The sequence below is a fragment of the Streptomyces aurantiogriseus genome (assembly GCF_014649375.1).
In the GTDB taxonomy this organism is placed as follows: Bacteria; Actinomycetota; Actinomycetes; order Streptomycetales; family Streptomycetaceae; genus Streptomyces; species Streptomyces aurantiogriseus.
The window spans coordinates 101,723-120,929 of sequence record NZ_BMSX01000004.1 but is presented as its reverse complement, the minus strand read 5'-3'; the positions used below and the strand labels follow the sequence as shown (position 1 = coordinate 120,929).

Here is a 19,207-nt window from a genome sequence, read left to right as displayed (position 1 = left end):
GAGGACGAGGCCCGTTCGGGGCCGAAGCGGGGTGCGGGGCGGCAGCCCCACGAGGGCTGCAGGGCGCAGCGCTGCCTGGGGGGCAGCCCTGCCTGGGGCGCAGCGCTGCCTGGGGGGCAGCCCTGCCTGGGGGGCAGCGGGGCAGAGACCCGCCGGGTCCGGGGCGGAGCCCCTGAGAGGGACGAAGGGCCGGAGCCCCGTCGGGTTCCGGGGGCTGAACCCCCGCCGGGGTCGAAGGGGCGGAGCCCCTGGGGACGGGAAGGGCAGGGGCAGCGGAGGCGAGGAAAACCCCGCCCCGCCACCCCCGGCGTTATCCACAGCCCCGGCACATGAACCCGCCCCCGTCGTACTCTGGACACCCCCGGCCCGTGACACGCGTCGGGCCCTTCGCGTTGCCCACCCGGCACCACCCAGCACCACCCGGCAACGCCTAGGACCACTGGAACCGCCTAGGACCCCTAGGACCACCTCGCCACCCCCGGACGGAAAGCCCTCCATGAGCCTGCACGGTCTGCTCGACGCCGTAGTCAAGGACACCGCCCTCGCGGAAGCGATCCCGGCAGCCGCAGACGGCAACCGCATGCACGTCGACCTGGTCGGCCCCCCGGCGGCCCGCCCCTTCGCGATCGCCGCCCTCGCCCGCGAAACCGGCCGGACGGTCCTCGCGGTGACGGCCACCGGCCGCGAGGCGGAGGACCTGGCCGCGGCCCTGCGCTCCCTGCTCCCCCCGGACGGCGTCGTGGAGTACCCCTCCTGGGAGACCCTGCCCCACGAGCGCCTCAGCCCCCGCAGCGACACCGTAGGCCGCCGCCTCGCCGTCCTGCGCCGTCTGGCCCACCCCAGCCCCGACGACCCCGAGACCGGCCCGGTCTCCGTCGTCGTCGCCCCCGTGCGCTCCGTGCTCCAGCCGCAGGTCAAGGGCCTCGGCGACCTGGAGCCGGTGGCCCTGAAGTCGGGTCGGACGGCCGACCTGAACGAGATCGTCGAAGCCCTCGCGGCGGCCGCGTACGCGCGCGTGGAGCTCGTCGAGAAGCGCGGCGAGTTCGCCGTCCGCGGCGGCATCCTGGACGTGTTCCCGCCCACTGAGGAACACCCGTTGCGCATCGAGTTCTGGGGCGACGACGTCGAGGAGATCCGCTACTTCAAGGTCGCCGACCAGCGCTCCCTCGAAGTCGCCGAGCACGGCCTGTGGGCACCCCCCTGCCGCGAGCTGCTTCTCACGGACGACGTCCGCGCACGCGCGCGTGCCCTCGCCGAACAGCACCCCGAGCTGGGCGAGCTGCTCGGCAAGATCGCTGAGGGGATCGCCGTCGAGGGCATGGAGTCCCTGGCCCCGGTCCTCGTCGACGACATGGAACTGCTCCTCGACGTCCTGCCGAAGGGCGCCATGACCGTCGTGTGCGACCCGGAGCGGGTACGCACGCGTGCCGCCGATCTCGTGGCGACCTCGCAGGAGTTCCTGCAGGCGTCCTGGGCGGCCACCGCCGGCGGCGGCGAGGCACCCATCGATGTCGGCGCGGCCTCCCTGTGGTCCATCGCGGACGTCCGCGACCGCGCGCGCGAGCTGGACATGATGTGGTGGTCGGTGTCGCCGTTCGCCGCCGACCTCGAGCTGGAGGCGGACACCCTCCAGCTCGGCATGCACGCCCCGGAGACCTACCGCGGCGACACCGCGAAGGCGCTCGCCGACACCAAGGGCTGGCTGGCCGACGGCTGGCGCGTCGTCTTCGTCACCGAGGGCCACGGCCCGGCGGCCCGTACCGTCGAGGTGCTGGGCGGCGAGGGGGTGGCGGCCCGCCTGGACGCCGACCTGGACGAGCTGTCCCCGTCGCTCGTCCACGTCGCCTGCGGCTCGATCGACTACGGCTTCGTCGACCCGGCGCTCCGGCTCGCCGTCCTGACGGAGACCGACCTGTCCGGCCAGAAGGCGGCCGGCAAGGACGGCGCGCGCATGCCGGCGCGCCGCCGGAAGACCATCGACCCGCTCACCCTGGAGGCGGGCGACTACATCGTCCACGAACAGCACGGCGTGGGCCGCTACATCGAGATGGTGCAGCGCACCGTCCAGGGCGCCACACGCGAGTACCTGGTCGTGGAGTACGCCCCCGCCAAGCGCGGCCAACCCGGCGACCGCCTCTACATCCCCACCGACCAGCTGGAGCAGATCACCAAGTACGTCGGCGGCGAGGCGCCCACCCTGCACCGGCTGGGCGGCGCCGACTGGACGAAGACCAAGGCGCGCGCGAAGAAGGCCGTCAAGGAGATCGCGGCCGACCTCATCAAGCTCTACAGCGCCCGTATGGCCGCCCCCGGCCACGCGTTCGGCTCGGACACGCCGTGGCAGCGCGAGCTGGAGGACGCCTTCCCCTACGCGGAGACGCCCGACCAGCTCACCACCATCGCCGAGGTCAAGGACGACATGGAGAAGTCGGTCCCGATGGACCGGCTGGTCTGCGGCGACGTCGGTTACGGCAAGACGGAGATCGCGGTCCGCGCCGCCTTCAAGGCCGTGCAGGACGGCAAGCAGGTCGCGGTGCTGGTGCCGACCACGCTGCTGGTGCAGCAGCACTTCGGCACGTTCAGCGAGCGGTACGCGCAGTTCCCGGTGAACGTACGGGCGTTGAGCCGCTTCCAGACCGACACGGAGGCGAAGGCGGTCCTGGAGGGGCTGCGCGAGGGGGCCGTGGACGTCGTCATCGGCACCCACCGCCTGTTCTCGTCGGAGACCAGGTTCAAGGACCTGGGCCTGGTCATCGTCGACGAGGAGCAGCGCTTCGGCGTCGAGCACAAGGAGCAGCTGAAGAAGCTGCGCGCCAACGTCGACGTCCTGACGATGTCCGCGACCCCGATCCCGCGCACCCTGGAGATGGCGGTCACGGGCATCCGTGAGATGTCGACGATCACCACACCGCCCGAGGAGCGCCATCCGGTGCTCACCTTCGTCGGCCCGTACGAGGAGAAGCAGATCGGCGCCGCCATCCGCCGTGAACTGCTGCGCGAGGGCCAGGTCTTCTACATCCACAACCGGGTCGAGTCGATCGACCGCGCGGCGGCCCGGCTGCGGGAGTTCGTCCCCGAGGCGCGGATCGCCACCGCGCACGGCCAGATGTCGGAGGCAGCGCTGGAGCAGGTCGTCGTCGACTTCTGGGAGAAGCGGTTCGACGTGCTCGTCTCGACGACGATCGTCGAGTCCGGCATCGACATCTCCAACGCCAACACGCTCATCGTGGAGCGCGGCGACACCTTCGGCCTGTCGCAGCTGCACCAGCTGCGCGGCCGCGTCGGCCGTGGCCGCGAGCGGGGTTACGCGTACTTCCTGTACCCGCCGGAGAAGCCCCTGACGGAGACCGCCCACGAGCGTCTCGCCACCATCGCCCAGCACACGGAGATGGGCGCGGGCATGTACGTGGCGATGAAGGACCTGGAGATCCGCGGCGCGGGCAACCTGCTGGGCGGCGAGCAGTCCGGTCACATCGCGGGCGTCGGCTTCGACCTGTACGTCCGGATGGTCGGCGAGGCCGTCGCCGACTACCGGCGCCAGCTGGAGACCGGCGGGATCGAGGAGGAGCCGCCCCTCGAGGTCAAGATCGAGCTGCCCGTCGACGCGCACGTCCCGCACGACTACGCCCCCGGCGAGCGGCTGCGCCTGCAGGCCTACCGGTCCATCGCCTCCGCCACCACGGAGGAGGACATCAAGGCCGTCCGCGAGGAACTCGTCGACCGCTACGGCAAACTGCCCGAGCCGGTGGAGAACCTGCTGCTGGTGGCCGGCCTGCGCATGCTCGCGCGCGCGTGCGGCGTCGGCGAGATCGTCCTGCAGGGCACCAACATCCGCTTCGCGCCGGTGGAGTTGCGCGAGTCGCAGGAGCTGCGGCTCAAGCGGCTGTATCCGGGGTCGGTCATCAAGCCGGCGGTCCACCAGGTGCTCGTCCCCCGCCCGAAGACCGCGAAGGTCGGCGGCAAGCCGCTCGTCGGGCGGGAACTTCTCGGGTGGGTCGGGGAGTTCTTGGCTTCAGTGCTGGGGTCGTAGCGGTTGTAGCGGCCGGCCGGGGCCCGGGGGCGGTCTCGAGCCGTGACGAGCGCTGTACGGAACGAGGGGGAGACGTCATGTCCGCACACGAAGAGGGAGCTCACGCAGAGGGGCAGGTGCAGCCGGCTCAGGCGCGCCGCCTCTGGCATCTCCTGGAGCCGCTGCACGCGGTGCTGTACTTCGCGCCGGAGGTCCTTGAGGAGGCCGGTGCGCTCGGCTACTCCACCGAGGACCGCTGGTCGAGCTACTTCCCGCTCCGGGCCGCGCCGCTCGGTCCGGTCGGCACCGAGGCGGTGGCCTCCGCCTTCTACAGCTTCCGGCCGGGCATGGTCGCCCGGTACGTGGACGGCATGTGGAAGGCCGCCGGCCCCGAAGCGGCGCTGGCGGCGCGACTGCGCGGGATCGACCGGACGTATCGCACCCTGTTCGGCGACCGCACAGGCAGTCCCGAGCTGGTGGAGGCCGCCGCGCTCGTCCGGCGCGCCGCCGAAGCGGCCGACCTCGCGGGACGCCCCCTCGCCGCGGCCAACGCCGCACTGGACTGGCCGTCCGAGCCGCACCTCCAGCTGTGGCAGGCGGCGACGATCCTGCGCGAACACCGCGGTGACGGCCACCTCGCCGCCCTGCTGACCGCCGGCCTCGACCCCGTCGAGGCGCTGGTGTCCTTCGCCGCCGTGGGCGCCGCGTCCGTCGAGCGTTTCGAGAGCCGCGGCTGGACGCCCGAGGAGTGGGCGGCGGCGCGGGAGCGCCTGACCGCTCGGGGACTGCTCGACGCCGACGGCACGGCCACGGAGGCGGGCCGTGAGCTGCGCCGCCGTGTCGAGCGGGACACCGACCGGCTCGCCCTGGGCCCCTGGCAGGCTCTCGGCCCGGAGGACACCGAGCGCCTCGCCACCCTGCTCGGCGACTACTGGGTCGCGGCGCTCGGCTCCGGCCTGCTGCCCTCGGAGTCGACGCTGGGGATCGGGAAGGTGTGACCGTCGAGGCGGCCCCGGCCTGATGTGCGGCAACCCGAAGCCGCGCCTGCGGGCGGTTGTCCTGGCGGGCGGCCTCGGGCGCGCGCCGGGTCGCCGGGCACGGCCGCTGTCCGGGCCGGTCGGGCGGGTCGAGCCGGTCGCCGTCCGTGCCGAGCCGCCGGTGCGGGCCGCTTCGCGGAGTCGACCTGGGACGCGTACGTGGCCCGTGGTCTCGTCGCCTTTCGCGCCGAGGAATGTGCGTGGACTGCCCCGAAGGCCCACGGGAAACCGGCGCGGCCCGCACCTCCCGCCCGCACCTCCCACCCCCACCCCCGTCCACCCCCGCACGCCCCTCGCCTACGGTGTACGCGAGCCCGACAGGGGAAGCCGCCCTGTGCGGGTGACAGCGGTCGGGCAAGGGGAGGGGCGCACGTGAGGCGTCTGAGAGGTGGGGCGGCGGTCGCCGTCGTGCTGGTGTGTGCCGTGGCCGGCTGCACGGAGCAGACCGCCGGCACCGGATCCGCAGGCACCGGCTCCGCCGGACAGGGACCGACCGGGACAGCGGGCGGGGGAGCGGCCCTCGCGGCCGCCGAGTCGCTGCCGGTGAAGGGCCGGGCGCCCAGGACGGGCTACGACCGTGACCGGTTCGGCAGCCCCTGGGCGGACACGGACTCCAACGACTGCGGCACCCGGGACGACATACTCAAACGCGACCTGGACGAGGTGAGGTTCACCGACGGCACCTGCAAGGTGTCCTACGGCGTGCTGGAGTCGGACCCGTACTCCGGCAAGGAGGTCGTCTACCGGCGCGGCGCGAGCAAGGTCGACATCGACCATGTCGTCGCCCTGTCCGACGCCTGGCAGAAGGGCGCGAAGTACTGGGACGCGGGCAAGCGGATCGCCCTCGCCAACGACCCCCTCAACCTCCTGGCCGTCGACGCGAGCACCAACCGTTCCAAGGGGGACGGCGACACGGCGACATGGCTGCCGCCCAACAAGGCGTACCGGTGCCCGTACGTCGCGGCGCAGGTCGCCGTGAAGAAGAAGTACGGGCTGTGGGTGACCGCGGCGGAGAAGACCGCGATGGAGAAGGTCCTGGCGGGCTGCCCCGGCCAGAGACTCCCCACCGGCGGCAATCCGACGAACGCACCGGAGCGGTTCCACGCGGACTGAGCGCGCGCCCGGCGCCCGGGGACGCCGCAAAACCCGTTTCCGGCACCTCGGGCCCCCACCTACGGTGGCCGCATGGAACTGAAGGTCTCCTCCCTCGCCGACCGCCCCGACATGCTGGGGCCGGTCCGTGACATGCCCGACACCTGGCCGGAGTTCGCCACCCAGGATCCCGTGGGCAACGCGCACTACGGGCGGATCCCCGTGGAGTTCCCGGAGTACGTGCTGTTCGCGGAGGACGAGCGGGGCGAGGTCGTGGCGCACGCCTACAGCGTGCCCTTCGCCCTGCACACCGAGGGCCGGGGCGAACTGCCCGCCCGGGGCTGGGACCAGGTGCTCGTGTGGGCCTTCGCCGACCGGCGGAGCGGGGCGCGGCCGGACACGGTGAGCGCGATCTCGATCGTGGTCGCCCCGCACGCCCAGGGCCTGGGCCTGTCCGGGCGCATGCTCGCGGCGATGCGGGACAACGCCCGGGCGCACGGCTTCACCGAGGTCGTCGCCCCGGTCCGCCCCAATGCCAAGCACCGCGAACCGCACACCCCCATCGAGGAGTACGCGCATCGGGTGCGGGAGGACGGGCTGCCGTACGACCCGTGGCTGCGGGTGCACGTGCGGGTGGGGGCGACGATCGAGCGGATGGCGCCGGCGTCGATGACGGTGGCCGCCTCGCTGGAGGAGTGGCGCCGCTGGACGGGCCTGCCCTTCGACACACAGGGGGAGGTCGAGGTGCCCGGCGCGCTGGTGCCGGTGCGCTGTGAGCCGGGGCGGGACCACGCGGTGTACGTCGAGCCGAACGTGTGGCTGCGGCACCGCCTTTGACCAGCGGTCGCGGGAAGCGCCCCGCGCCTCCATGGGAACGCCCCGCACATGAACAGTCGGTGCGGACCGTTCGATGAGCCGGTAAAGGACTTCACAGGCCGCAAACGCGCATGCCCCGGCAAATCGGCCGGGTTCAGCAAGAGCTGGTCAAGCCAGGTGCAAGATCGCGCCTTGAGCCTGTCCACAGCTTGTTCACAGAGGGCAAGATCAGCGCGCTTCGTGTCGCTTTCCGATCGTTGGAGTCCACGCCGTGCTGCCCCTCCGGCCGATGAGCCGCCGCCCGCACCGTACGTCCCGACCGCGCCGTGCGGGCCGTCCACGCCCTCCGAGACGCACCGCACTCCGCTCCCGCCGAGCCCTGCGCGGCATAGCCGCCCTCGTCCTCACCGCCCTCGCCCTGATGCTGACGACGGATCAGGCCGTGGCGGAGGGACTGGAGCTCGGCAGCATCGAGCTGCCGAGCCTGAGCCTCGCCTCTCTGGCGTCCTGGTTCACGGACCCGCAGTGGGGCAAGCTGCCGCACCAGCAGTCCGGTACCGCGGCCGGCCACCGCCACCACGTCCCGGCCGCCGCGACCGCCGCCCACCGCGGCACCGGCCGCGCGCCCGGTGAGGGCCACGGTGAGCTGCCCGCCTACCAGCCGCACAAGCCGGACATCAAGAAGGGCCGCAGCGCCGGCGCCACCGGGTTCGACGCCAAGACCAGCAAGCGCAGCGCCACCCACTCCACGCGCACCGAGACCGTCTACGACAACGCCGACGGCTCCACCACCCGCCGGATCTCGCCCACGCCCGTCAACTACCAGGTGGGCAAGGGCAGATGGGCGCCGATCGACGTGGACGTGCGGGCCGGGCCGGACGGCCGCTGGCACGAGACGGCCAACTCCCTCGCCGTCGACTTCGCCGACCGGGCCACCGACCCCGCGCTCGCCTCCCTCGCGACCGACACGAAGCACCGCGTCGCCTACGCCCTCCAGGGCGCCGCCCCCGTCCGGGGCACCGTCGACGGCTCGACCGTCACGTACGAGCAGGTCCTGCCCGGCACCGACCTGAAGCTCCAGCCCACCGCGACCGGTGTGAAGGAGTCCGTCGTCCTCGACTCCGCCGACGCGACGAACACCTGGACCTTCCCGCTCACCCTCAAGGGCCTCACCCCCGTCCAGGACACCAGGACCGGCTGGATCGACCTCACCGACGCCTCCGGCAGGACCGTCGAGCGCATCCCGCCCGCGTACGCCTACGACTCCAAGGCCGACCCGCGCTCCGGCGACCCGGCCACCACGCACGCCGTCACCACCGAGCTCGTCCGGGACAGCCACGGCGGCCACGCCCTGAAGATCACCCTGGACAGCGCCTGGCTCCACGCGAAGAGCCGCGTCTTCCCCGTCACCGTCGACCCGACGGTCTCCGACGGCTGGACCACCACCTACGCCGAGTCCGGGTCCGGCAACAACATCGACCACTCCTACGAGCAGACCATCAAGGTCGGCTCCTACGACTCCGGCACCCACTCCGCGAACAGCTTCGTCAACCACTGGGACACCGCCTGGGACGGCAGCAACGCCACCGTCACCTCCGCGTCCCTGCACCTGTTCGACACCTGGGCCTCCACCTGCACGGCGGAACGTTTCGACGTCGCGCTCGTGACCAGCGCCTGGACCCCGGAGGGCGTCACCGGCTACCCCGGCCCGTCCAAGGGCTCCTCCATCGGCAACGCCACCCCGAGCGTCCCCGACGCCTGTGCCAACACCGCCGCCGACCGCACCGTCGGCGACTGGGTGACCGTCTCCCTGTCCACCTCCGCCATCCAGGGCTGGTTCAGCGGCGCCACCGCCGACCACGGCCTCGCGGTGTACGCGTCCACCGCCGACACCCTGCACTGGAAGCAGTTCGGCTCCTTCAACGACCCCGGCAAGGGCCCCTGGATCGAGGTCACCTACACCGGCAACACCGCCCCGCAGCTCTACGAGCAGTTCCCGGCGGACAACGCGGTCGTGGGCACCACCACCCCCGAGTTCACCGCCTGGGCCGGCGGCGCCAACTCCACCAGCGGCAGCAGCAACCAGTACCTCTTCCGCGTCTACGACGCCAATGGCACCAAGGTCGCCGACTCCGGCCTGGTCGCCACCGGCGACTGGACCGTCCCCGCCGGCAAGCTCGCCTGGGGCACGTCGTACTCGTGGACCGTCCAGGCCTACGACTCGGCGACCAACCTCTACTCGCCGGCCACCCCGTACGAGATCTCGGTCCAGGTCCCGCAGACGGTCATCACCTCGGGCCTGTCGCAGAACAGCAGCGACCACGGCTTCGACGCGTCGATCGGCAACTACACGACCTCCGACACGGACGCCTCGGTCTCCACCGTGGGCCCGTCCCTGGACGTCGACCGCGACTACAACTCCCGCGACCCCCGCTGGACGGGCGCGTTCGGCGCCGGCTGGTCGAGCATCTTCGACGCGCGGGCCACCGAGCAGTACACGGCGTCCGGCGCGGTCGCGAGCGTGCAGGTCACCTATCCCGACGGCTCCCAGGTCGGCTACGGCAGGAACAGCGACGGCACCTTCACCCCGGGCAACGGCCGCTTCGCCACCTTCAAGCCGGTCACCGGCGGCTACACCCTCACCGACAAGGACGACACCCTCTACACCTTCACCCAGTCCCTGGGCTCCGGCGGCTACGGCCTCACCTCGGTCACCGACGCCAACGGCCGCGCCGTCAACCTGACCTGGGCCGGCGGCCACATCACCACGATGACCTCCGCGGTCTCGGGCCGTTCCCTCAACCTCACCTGGTCCACCCCGTCCGGCGCGCTCGCCGCGCACGTGGCGACCGTCGTCACCGACCCCGTCACCGCCGGCGACGCGTCGACCGCGCAGACCTGGACGTACGGCTACACCGGCGACCAGCTCACCAAGGTCTGCTCGCCGCTGTCGACGACCAAGTGCACGACGTACGGCTACACCACCGGCTCCGGCTACCAGAACGCGGCCCTCGACCTCGACCCGCACACCTTCTGGCCGCTGTCGGAGACCTCCGGCACCACCGCCAAGGACGCCGTTCTGGCCAACGAGGGCACCACGAACGCCACGTACGAGAACGTCACCCTCGGCCAGACCGGCCCGCTGACCGGCTCCTCCGCGAAGGCGGCCGGCTTCAACGGCACCTCCTCCGACATCTCCCTGCCGAAGAACCTCGGCAACGACACCGACTCCGGCGCGATCTCCCTCTGGTTCAAGACGTCCGCGGGCCCCGGCGTCCTCTACTCCTACGCCTCCCAGCCCATCGGCTCCGGTCAGGCCGCCGGCTTCTACACGCCGTCGATCTACGTCGGCACGGACGGCAAGCTGAACGCCGAGTTCTGGTACAGCGGCGGCGTCAACCCGATCGTCTCCCCGGCGTCCGTCGCCGACGGCAAGTGGCACCACGTCGTGCTCTCCGCCGCCGGCAACTCGCAGAGCCTCTACCTCGACAACACCAAGGTCGGCTCCCGCACCGGCACGATCTCCATCAAGAGCGCGACCGCCTTCGGCAAGAACCAGTCGTTCAACTACCTCGGCACCGGCTTCCTCGGCGGCACCTGGCCCGACGAACCGCACGCCTCCACCTCCGACGACACCGGCTACGCCACCTGGTTCAACGGCTCCCTCGCCGACGTCGCCTGGTACAGCCGCCCGCTGGTCGCCGCCGACGTCAGCGCCCTCTACACGTACGGCACCCACAGCGCGAGCCTGCTCACCTCCGTCAAGCGGCCGTCCGGCAAGACGTACGCGGCGATGACGTACGACACCAACACCACCGCGCTGTCGCAGATGACCGACGAGAACGGCGGCACCTGGGTGATGGGCGCGCCGACCGTCACCGGTTCCAGCGACACCTACCGGGGCGCGGTCCTCGGCGGGGCGCCCTCACAGTACTTCCGGCTCGGTGAGGCGGCGGGCGCGGCCACGGCCGTGGACCAGGTGCGCGGCGGCAACGGCACGTACACCTCCGTCACCCTCGGCGCGTCCGGCCCGTTCAGCGACCAGAAGGCGGCCACCTTCGACGGCTCCACCTCGTACGTGGAGGTCCCGGCCGCCGGGCTGCACGCCGGCAACGACCGCAGTGTCGAGCTGTGGTTCAAGACGGCCAACCAGGGTGTGCTGATCGGCGACCAGTCGGTGCCGCTCGCCGGAGCGAGCACGCCGTCCGGCAGCTGGACGCCAGTACTGTACGTCGGCAGCGACAACAAGCTGCACGGCCACTTCTGGTCCGGCAGCGGCTCGGGCTCCACGGCGTTCGGCTCCACCGGCACGGTCACCGACAACGCCTGGCACCACGTGGCGCTCACCGTGACCGGCTCCACCCAGACCCTCTACCTCGACGGTGTCCAGCAGGCCACCTACAGCGGCGCCCCGAACGACCAGTCCGACAGCCACCTGTACATCGGCGCCGGCTTCGCGAAGTCCTGGGTGAACTCGCCTGCCGACATCAGCTACTTCAAGGGCTCCATCGCCGAGGCCGCCTTCTATCGGACGGGTCTGACCGCGGCGGACGTCGCGGCCCATGTGGAAGCCGCGAAGAACTCCACCGGCCTGCTCCCCGTCGAGACGGTGAAGGTCACCTCGCCGACCACCTCGACCCTGACGTACACCTACGACGTCACCAACGGAAACCGCGCCCTGACCGAGATCGACGGTCTGGGCGACAAGACCAGCTTCGGCTACGACTCGGCCGGATTCGAGCACACGGTCACCGACCCCGACGGGGCGATGACGATCACCGGTCACGACGTGCGCGGCAACGTGGTCTCCTCGACGTCCTGTCAGGACCAGGCCGCGAACAAGTGCAACACCGAGTACTACACGTACTACCCCGACGACACCACAGCTCAGCTGACGACCGCCGACCCGCGCAACGACCAGCTGCTGACCGAGCGCGACGGCAGGTCGGCGTCGGCGACCGACACCACCTACCTGACGTCGTACACCTACGACTCCGCGGGCAACCAGACCGCCATCACCGGCCCCGCCGTCCCCGGCTTCCCGGGCGGCCGTACGACCACGACCGTCTACAGCGACGGGACCAGTACCTACCCTTCCGCGGACGGAGGGGTGGTCCCCAAGGGCCTGCCGGTGAAGACGATCAGCCCCGGTGGGGCCGTCAACCAGGTGTCGTACTTCAAGAACGGTGACGTGGCCTCCACCACCGACGCCATCGGCCTGGTGACGACGTACACCTACGACGGTCTCGGGCAGGTCCTCAGCCAGAAGGTGGTCTCCGACACCTACCCGGACGGGCTGGTCACCACCTACCGGTACGACGCCGCGGGCCAGGTCACCGAGGAGCACGACCCGCCGCTCACCGACCGCGTCACCGGCGCCACCCACGCCGCCGTCACCACCTCCGTCCACGACGACGACGGCGACGTCACCTCCCAGACGGTGGCCGACGCGAGCGGCGGCGACCACGCCCGCACCCAGACCTGGACCTACGACGCCTACGACCGCGTCCTGACCGAGTCCGACGCCAACGCGGCCGAGGGCGCGAGCAACGGCAACACCACGACGTACACGTACGACACCTCCGGCAACAAGACCAAGGAGGTGACGAGCGCCGGCAACGAGACCCGGTACACCTACGACGACAACGGCAACCTGCTGACGCAGGGCCTGATGTACACCGGCGACCCGGTGAACCCGCAGACCGCGACCCTGCTCACCGAGTCCTCCCGGGCCTACGACCCGGCCGGGCGGCTCGCGTCCGTCACCGACGCCATGGGCAACACCACGGCGTACACGTACACCGACGACGGTCTGACGGCGACGGTGAAGCGGACCAGCGCCGACGGCACCAGTACCTACGTCCTGGAGTCGGACCTGTACGACGCGGCCGGCAACCTCACCCGGTCGACCACCGACAACGGCGAGAACGTCACCGAGTACACGGTCGACGCGGCCTCCCGGACCACCTCCACGGAGCTCGACCCGACCGGCGTGGACCGGGTGACGACGGTGTCGTACACCCCGGACGACCAGGTCGCCTCCGAGAACGACCACGACGCGTCCGGCTACGACCGCACCACCACCAACACCTACGACGACATGGGCAACCTGCTCAGCGAGACGCTGTACGGGGACGCCTCGGGGCACCCGGCGGGCTGGTGGAAGCTGAACCAGACCGCCGGCCGCTCGGTCACCGACTCCTCCGGCACCGGCAACACCGCCACCGCCGGCCCGGGGGTCACCTGGGCGGACGACGCGGCCAGGTTCGCGGGGACCACCTCCGGCACCGGTGACGTCATCGCCACCAACAGCCCGGTCCTGGACACCACCGCCTCCTACACGGTCTCCGCGTGGGTGAACCTCGCCGACACCTCCGCCTTCCGTACCTTCGTCGCGCAGGGCGGCACCAACCGGGCCTCCTTCTACCTGCAGTACAACAAGACCGCCAACGCCTTCCGCTTCCACGTGCCCGACTCCGACGTGGCCTCACCGTCCTCCTTCGCCGACGCCCAGGCCGCCACGGCCGCCCCGCTCAACACCTGGACCCACCTGGTCGGCGTGTTCGACGCGAGCAACGGCTCGGTGAAGCTGTACGTCAACGGCGCGCAGGCCGGCTCCGACACCAACACCTCACCGTGGACCGGCACCGGGCCGCTGACCATCGGCGGCACCAGGACGGCGGGCGGCACGACCTCCGACGTCGTCAACGGCGAGGTCGGCGACGTGCAGGTCTACCAGCGGGCGCTGTCCGCGTCCGAGGTGACCTCGCTCTACGGCAAGGGCCGCACCGGCGGCACGGTCGGCTCCTCCGACGCGCAGACCACCAAGTACACCTACGACCGGCGCGGCCTGACCACGTCCATGACGGACGCCGAGCAGCACACCACCGACTACGCCTACGACGAGGCCGGCAACCTCGCGGTCAGCACCGCGCCCGCCGTCCAGGCCGAACCCGACGGCACCACCGCCTCCACCGTCCGCCCCATCACCACCAGCGGCTTCAACACCTTCGGCGAGGCCGTCGAGGAGCAGGACCCCAGCGGCCTGGTGACGACGACCGTCTACGACGCCGAGGGCGACAAGGTCTCCGAGACCCTCCCGTCGTACACCCCGGCCGGCGCCTCCACGCCCAACGCGGGCACCACCGTGTGGACGTACGACAGCGAGGGCGACCAGACCTCCGTCACCACGCCCGGCGGGAAGACCACCTCCTACCTGTACGACCAGATGGGCGACCTCGCCCAGATCACCGAGCCCGACGGCACGAAGACGCACGCCCTCTACGACAAGAACGGCGAGCAGCTCTCCGCGACGGACGGCACGGGCGCGCAGACGCAGGCGACGTACGACTTCCTCGGCCGCCAGGTCACCTCGACGACAATGGAGCGCTACCCGTCGACGAAGACCCTGACGACCCGTACCTCCTACGCGGTCACCACCGGCAACCCCTACGGGGCGCACGCCTCCTCCGTCACCACCCCCGGCGGCGTGACCACGAGCTACGGGTACAACAGGGCCGGTGACCTCACCTCGGTCACCGACGGCGCCGGCAACACCACCCGCTACACCTACGACTTCCAGGGCAACCAGCAGAAGACGATCCTCGCCGACGGCACCTGGACCGAGACCGACTACGACGCCGACGGCGACCCGTTCAGCACGCGCGCGTACGACGCGAACGACAACCAGCTCTGGTCGACGTCCCAGCAGTACGACGGCGTGGGCAACCTCGTCGCCGCCACCGACGCCCGCGGCCACACCAGCCACTTCACCTACGACGCGGCCGGCACCCTCACCCAGGAGATCCAGCCGGTCGACGCCTCCACCTCGATCACGACCACCTTCGGCTACGACGCGGCCGGCAACCGCACCCGCTTCACCGACGGCCGCGGCAACTCCTGGCGCTACACGTACACCCCGTGGGGCCAGCAGGAGAGGATCATCGAGCCGACGACGGCCCAGTACACCTCGGCCGCCGACTCGACGACGACCTTCGCCTATGACGCCGACGGGCAGCTGACGAACGTCACGCTCCCCGGCGGGACGACGACGGCGATGACGTACGACTCGCTCGGCCGGCTGAAGACCATGTCCGGTGCGGGAGCCGACGCGGCGACCGCCAGGCGGAGCTTCACCTACGACGCCGACGGCCGCGTCCTGACCGCCGACACCGACGAGGCGGGCGTCTCCGGCGCCGTCGACCACCAGGACGCCACCCACGACGCGTTCACCTACGACGACCGCGACGACCTGCTGACGACGTCCGGCTCGGCGGGCTCCTCGAGCTTCGCCTACAACGACGACGGCAACGTCACCTCCCGCACCGACGCCGCCGGCACGACGGCCTACGGCTACGACACCGCCGGCCGCCTCTCCTCCCTGAACGACCCGGCGACCGGCACCCAACTGACGTACACCTACGACCAGTTGAACGACCTGAAGACGGTCAGGTACGGCTCGACGGGCCAGACCCGCACCTTCACCTACAACACCCGGCACGAGCTGACGAACGACGTGCTGGTGCAGGGCGCCTCCACGGTGGCGAGCTTCGCCTACGCCTACGACGACAACGGCAACCTGACGTCGAAGACGACGACGGGCGTCTCGGGTGCGTCGGCGAACACGTACACCTACGACTGGGCCGACCGCCTGACGTCCTGGAACAACGGCACATCCACGACGTCGTACGCCTACGACGCCTCCGGCAACCGCATCCGCAACGGCGCCGACGTCTACACCTACGACGCGCGCGACGAGCTGACGTCCGACGGCACGCACACCTACTCCTACTCGGCGCGCGGCACGATGACACAGGAGTCGTCGACGGCCGGCGGCACGGTCGCGTACAGGACGGACGCCTTCGGCGGGCAGATCGTCGCGGGCGAGCAGTCCTACACGCTGGACGCGACCGGCCGGAACATCACCGACCGGGACACCACGACGGGCGCGACGCGCACCTTCGCCTACTCCGGCGGCGACAACACCATCGCCTCCGACGGCGACGACACGTACACGTACGACCCGTCGGGCGGCCTGGTCGCAGTCAAGGACACGGGCGGCTCCGGGGTGCTGGCCCTGACCGACCAGCACAACGACGTGGTGGGCTCGTTCACCTCCGGCGCGACGACCCTGGCGGGCTCGGCGTCCTACGACCCGCTCGGCAAGGTGGTCTCCCCGACGAACACGGTCGTCGGCCACCTGGGCTTCCAGTCGGGCTGGACCGAGCCCGGCACCGGAGACGTCGGCACGGCGTCCCGCTGGTACGACCCGGACACGGGCGTGTTCCTCAACAAGGACAGCCTGTCGCTGAACCCGGTCCCGAACTCGGTGTCCGCGAACCCCTTCGCATACGTCGACGACAACCCGCTGGCGGGCACGGACGAGTCGGGCAACTGCTCCTGGTACGACGTGGTGTGCGGGGCGAAGAAGGCCGTCCACCATGTGGCCCACGCCGTGAAGCACGCGGCGCACAAGGTCTACCACGCGGTCAAGCACGCGGCCCGCAAGGTCGTCCACGCGGTGAAGCACGCGGCCCACAGGGTCGTGCACCACGTGCGGGACGTCTACCACGCGACCGTGCGGGTGGTGCGCCGCGTCTACCACTACACGGCACGACATGTGCGACGGGCGTATCACCGGGTGGTCCACGCGGTGCACACCGCGTACCACAAGGTGTCGCACGCGGTGCACAGAGTGGTGCACACCGTCAAGAAGGCGGCGAAGAAGGTCGCGCACGCCGTGAAGAAGGCGGCCCACGCGGTCGGTCACGCGGCGCGGACGGCCTACCACGCCACCGTGAAGGCGGCGAAGGCCACGGCGACCTTCGTCAAGCACCACGCGGCCGCGATCACCTCCTTCGTGGTCTCCACGGCGGTCTTCGCCGGCTGTGAGGCCCTGACCGCAGGTGTCGGCTCCATCGGCTGCGCGGCGGCCGCGGGCGCGGTCGGCTCCCTGGTCGAGCAGGGCTTCGCCTGCGCCGAGAACGGCGGCGACGACTGCAGCGCGGGCGCCTTCGCGGGCGCCGCGGTGACAGGCGCGGTGGCCGGTGCGGTGGGCGGCGCCCTGGGCAAGATCGGCGGCAGGCTCCTCGCCAAGGCGGCGCCGAAGGCGATGAAGGTCGTCGGCGGTCTCTTCGGCAAGGGCGCGACGGAGGCCGAGGAGACGGCCGCCACGGACGCGACGGAAGCGGCGGCCGCACGGGCGGATTCGGAAGGGGCGGGCTCTCGGGCCCAGTCGCATTCGGACGAGGCGGGGCCGAGTTGCACGAGGCCCGGCATGCCGCACAGTTTCACGGGCTCGACCCGCGTCCTGATGGCCGACGGCACCACCAAGGCGATCGACCGGGTGCGGGTGGGCGACGAGATCGCCAACTCGGTTCCGGGCGCCACGGGCACGCAGGCGCACCAGGTCACCGAGGTGATCGTGACGCACACGGACCACGACTTCGTGGACGTGACGGTAGAGGGAGCGGCGGGGAAGACCGCCGAGAAGTCCACCGCGCAGGCCGGGGCGAAGAAGTCCGCGGTGAAGTCGCTCGCCCGGAAGGCGGCTCGCAAGGCGGCGTTCGGTCTGGCGGCGTCGGCGGCCCTGCTGGGTGCGCTGTCGGCCGGCCACGGCCACGGCGACGGCAACGCGCCGGCGACGCAGCCGGTGGCGGCGGTCAGCACGGCATCCGGGGCGACCGGGCAGGAAGCCCACCTTCAGACGACCTTCCACCACCCCTTCTACGACGAGACACAGTCGGCCTTCGTCGAGGCGAAGGACCTCCGACCCGGCGACGTCCTCCAGACGCCGACCGGCACGGCGCAGGTCGCCGGTGTCCGCCTGTACCACGCGAACACCACGACGTACGACCTCACCGTCGGCGACCTCCACACGTACTATGTGGAAGCCGGGGCCACCCCCGTCCTCGTCCACAACTGCGATGTGGACGAGGATGCGGACCTCTTCGACACGTTCGGGGTGGAGCCGGGCAAGAACCTCAACCTCAGCGAGCCCTCCGCGTCCAACGGGAGGAGTTACATCACCTACGTGGCCAAAGACGCTGAAGGAAACGTTCGGTACGTGGGACGTGCGCAAGGGAAGGGAAATCCCCTGCAGGTGATGAAGGGGCGCATATCGCGAGGTCACGACATCTTCAAGGAGAATCCGGACTTCACTCCGCATGTGGTTGACGTCCAGGGGAGTGCCGAGGCCAACAAGGGGGCCGAGGAGTTCTTCACCCAGGGATTCGCCCAGCGTGGCGCGGACTTGCTGAACAGTCCCGAATCCCCGGCACTGGGATTCTCCAAGACGCCGCGCGGGCGGAAATCAGTCCAGATGATGGATTCTTTCTTCGACGAGCTCCTATCGCGGTGAGGTAGCAGTGGACTTTGTGGAAATCTGGCTGGACGGCCCCATTCCGGTGGATCGGGACGACGTCGAGGACGCCCTCAACGAGAAATTGGCGGGAATGGGTGAGGTCGTGGGGGCGGGGACCGGGGAGTCCGGTTCCAACCTCGATGTGGAAGTCGAGGAGGACGTGGCCAAAGAAGTCGTTCTGCGCGGCATCTTCGCCGTGCTCAGCGAGCTCGGTGTCGGTGACTCGGCCAGGGTCAGACCGGGCGACGAGAACGTGTGGATCCGCCTCAGCGAGTGGTCCTGACCGAAGCGCGGCCCGGCGGAGCGTTCTGCCCGCTCCGCCCGCTGCCGCTGCTCGACGTCCTCGACTCCCCGCTCGAGGCGGGCCTACCGCCCGTACGGGTAGCCCTGCTGCTGGTACGGCGGCTGGGCGTGCGGCCCCGGAGGCATCCCGTACGGCACCGGCGGCGTCCGCCGGTCGAACAGGGCGAACAGCAGCATCCACGTCGCCATCAGCAGGGTCACGATCACCGTGATGCCCAGGAACGGGTCGCCCTCGCCGCCGGACGTGATCAGCGCCCACGGCAGGGTCAGGACCTCGTACAGCGCGAACGAGGCGAAGGCCCCCCAGTCCGAGGAGCGCCCCCGCCGGATCGCCACGTACAGGAAGGGCACCCACACCAGCAGGCCGAAGGAGAACCACGCCAGGGCAGCCCAGGCCAGTCGCTGGAACCAGCCGCCCTCCAGCCGCTTCTCCGGTCTCGTCGTCGTCGCCGTCGTCATCTCGCCCCCCAAGTAGCCAGAGGGCAAGGGTAGGGCACGGCAGGACCGCTGCCGACCTCCCTTCTTTACCGCGGCATGAGGGAATCTTGTCGCTATGAGAGGCCTGTGTTTCCCGATCACAGAGCCGCC

The 19,207-nt window shown here is 71.1% G+C and carries 7 protein-coding genes; 6 read left to right on the top strand and 1 reads right to left on the bottom strand.

The genetic code is table 11. The features are described 5' to 3' along the window. Positions 1–496: 496 nt before the first annotated feature. The 6 genes from mfd to IE263_RS09990 all read left to right on the top strand — a co-directional run bounded on the left by mfd (position 497) and on the right by IE263_RS09990 (position 18,599). A complete protein-coding gene (gene mfd, locus IE263_RS10015) occupies positions 497–4,030 on the top strand; it encodes a transcription-repair coupling factor (protein WP_189934552.1) in 3,534 nt (1,177 codons plus the stop codon). 77 nt (positions 4,031–4,107) lie between these two features. Next, a complete protein-coding gene (locus tag IE263_RS10010; protein ID WP_189934551.1) occupies positions 4,108–5,007 on the top strand; it encodes an SCO6745 family protein in 900 nt (299 codons plus the stop codon). Positions 5,008–5,418: 411 nt separating this feature from the next. Beyond that, positions 5,419–6,159, top strand: a complete 741-nt coding sequence (locus IE263_RS10005) for an HNH endonuclease family protein (protein WP_189934549.1) — start codon at positions 5,419–5,421, stop codon at positions 6,157–6,159. Positions 6,160–6,231: 72 nt separating this feature from the next. Further along, the gene (locus tag IE263_RS10000) at positions 6,232–6,975 is read left to right on the top strand and encodes a GNAT family N-acetyltransferase (protein ID WP_189934547.1); all 744 of its coding nucleotides are present in this window, start codon (positions 6,232–6,234) and stop codon (positions 6,973–6,975) included. A 400-nt stretch (positions 6,976–7,375) separates the two neighbouring features. Then, positions 7,376–18,313: a LamG-like jellyroll fold domain-containing protein gene (locus IE263_RS09995; RefSeq protein ID WP_189934545.1), complete on the top strand. Its 10,938-nt coding sequence runs from the start codon at positions 7,376–7,378 to the stop codon at positions 18,311–18,313. A gap of 7 nt (positions 18,314–18,320) precedes the next feature. Further along, entirely contained in the window at positions 18,321–18,599 is a 279-nt protein-coding gene (locus tag IE263_RS09990) for a hypothetical protein (protein ID WP_189934543.1), read from the top strand. Positions 18,600–18,682: 83 nt separating this feature from the next. Here the strand turns inward: IE263_RS09990 and IE263_RS09985 are convergent, their stop codons facing one another. Next, positions 18,683–19,078, bottom strand: a complete 396-nt coding sequence (locus IE263_RS09985) for a hypothetical protein (protein ID WP_189934541.1) — start codon at positions 19,076–19,078, stop codon at positions 18,683–18,685. Positions 19,079–19,207: the final 129 nt, after the last annotated feature.